The 1176-nt window shown below is 36.7% G+C and carries 2 protein-coding genes and 1 pseudogene; 1 reads left to right on the forward strand and 2 read right to left on the reverse strand.

Features of this window, described 5'->3' with window-relative positions; translation table 11 throughout:
* Window positions 1-144: pseudogene (locus B1201_RS16870) on the reverse strand (helix-turn-helix domain-containing protein); the annotation flags it as partial.
* A 184-nt stretch (window positions 145-328) separates the two neighbouring features.
* On the opposite strand from B1201_RS16870, the gene B1201_RS16740 reads away from it, so the two are divergent.
* Window positions 329-949: an NUDIX hydrolase gene (locus tag B1201_RS16740; RefSeq protein ID WP_078194534.1), complete on the forward strand. Its 621-nt coding sequence runs from the start codon at window positions 329-331 to the stop codon at window positions 947-949.
* Window positions 950-970: 21 nt separating this feature from the next.
* On the opposite strand, the gene B1201_RS17075 is transcribed toward B1201_RS16740, so the two are convergent.
* Window positions 971-1176 (reverse strand): hypothetical protein (locus B1201_RS17075; protein WP_213032939.1); only part of this gene is annotated, 206 nt, incomplete at its 5' end.

Raw genomic sequence — 1176 nt, forward strand, 5'->3', positions numbered from 1 at the left:
ATTGAGCTTCTGCAATAACCGGGTAATTTGACGGGTGGAAAGATTTAGGATTTCAGCAGCACGGACCTGGGTAATACGATGATCTCGAACGTCTTGCAGAACTGCAAGCCGTTGAATTTCTTTGTCAGACATAGTGATCAGCATCTATATTTATATCCAGTCCATGGTGATAAAAACCATCATAAACTAGACATTTTTATTGGTGAGAATATAGACACTTTAGATGGGTTCTAACAAGCGCATTACGTATAATCCGTATTATGTTAATTTTAGCTAAATTGAATAGTGCTACACTTATTCTTTTGCTCATCAAGATTGAAAAAACGATATGAAAGATTCTGTTGAATGGATTGAAACTCTAAATCAGATTACTGGATTAGCACAATCAGGTTTGTACTATTCAAAAGATGTTTATGACAAAGAAAGATATGAGCAATTGCTTGAACATGTTAAAACTTTAATTGAACTAAAAGAAATTGATACTAAAGACTTTATTCCTAATGTTCTTCAGGATGTGGGTTACGCTACGCCAAAAGTGGATGTACGTGCAGTAGTTTTTAAAGAAAAGAAAATTTTATTGGCTAAAGAAACTCAAGATGGATTATGGTCCATTCCCGGAGGATGGGCTGATGTAGGCTTCTCAGCAGCAGAAAATGCTGAAAAAGAAGTTTTAGAAGAAACTGGGTTAGAAGTTAAAGCAGTTAAACTTTTAGCTCTAACAGACAGAAGAAAGCATCCTCACCCCCCAATGTTTCTCCACGTTTATAAAGCATTTTTTTGGTGTGAGATTGTAGGTGGGGAATTAGCACCCAGTATTGAAACTCCAGAAGTAGGTTTTTTTGGAAGAGATGAGCTGCCTCCCATATCGACAGCACGAGTTACAGAAGATCAAATACAACAATTCTTCGAATATCTAGAACAGTTGCCAGAAAAAACTTACTTTGATTAAGTCCATTTAACATAATGGTGGTTATACGAAATGCTTTTGTAACTCCAAAATAGAAATGTCCGGTTTCTCCAAAGTAAAAATGTCCGCTTTTAGAATATGCACTTCTGCAATTTCCTTAGCGGACGGTTTGATATGTTGGTGTCTATGTCGGATAAAGAACTTAAACGATTGTCGGTCTTGCAGGAAATCTGCGATCAACGCATAACTCAATCCCATGCTGCTCAGCT

The sequence above is a fragment of the Acinetobacter sp. ANC 5600 genome (genome assembly GCF_002018395.1).
GTDB lineage: Bacteria > Pseudomonadota > Gammaproteobacteria > Pseudomonadales > Moraxellaceae > Acinetobacter > Acinetobacter amyesii.

Bases quoted from the DNA above. Each gene is read 5' to 3' on its own strand.
- B1201_RS16740 (WP_078194534.1), top strand. From the start codon at position 329: ATGAAAGATTCTGTTGAATGGATTGAAACTCTAAATCAGATTACTGGA.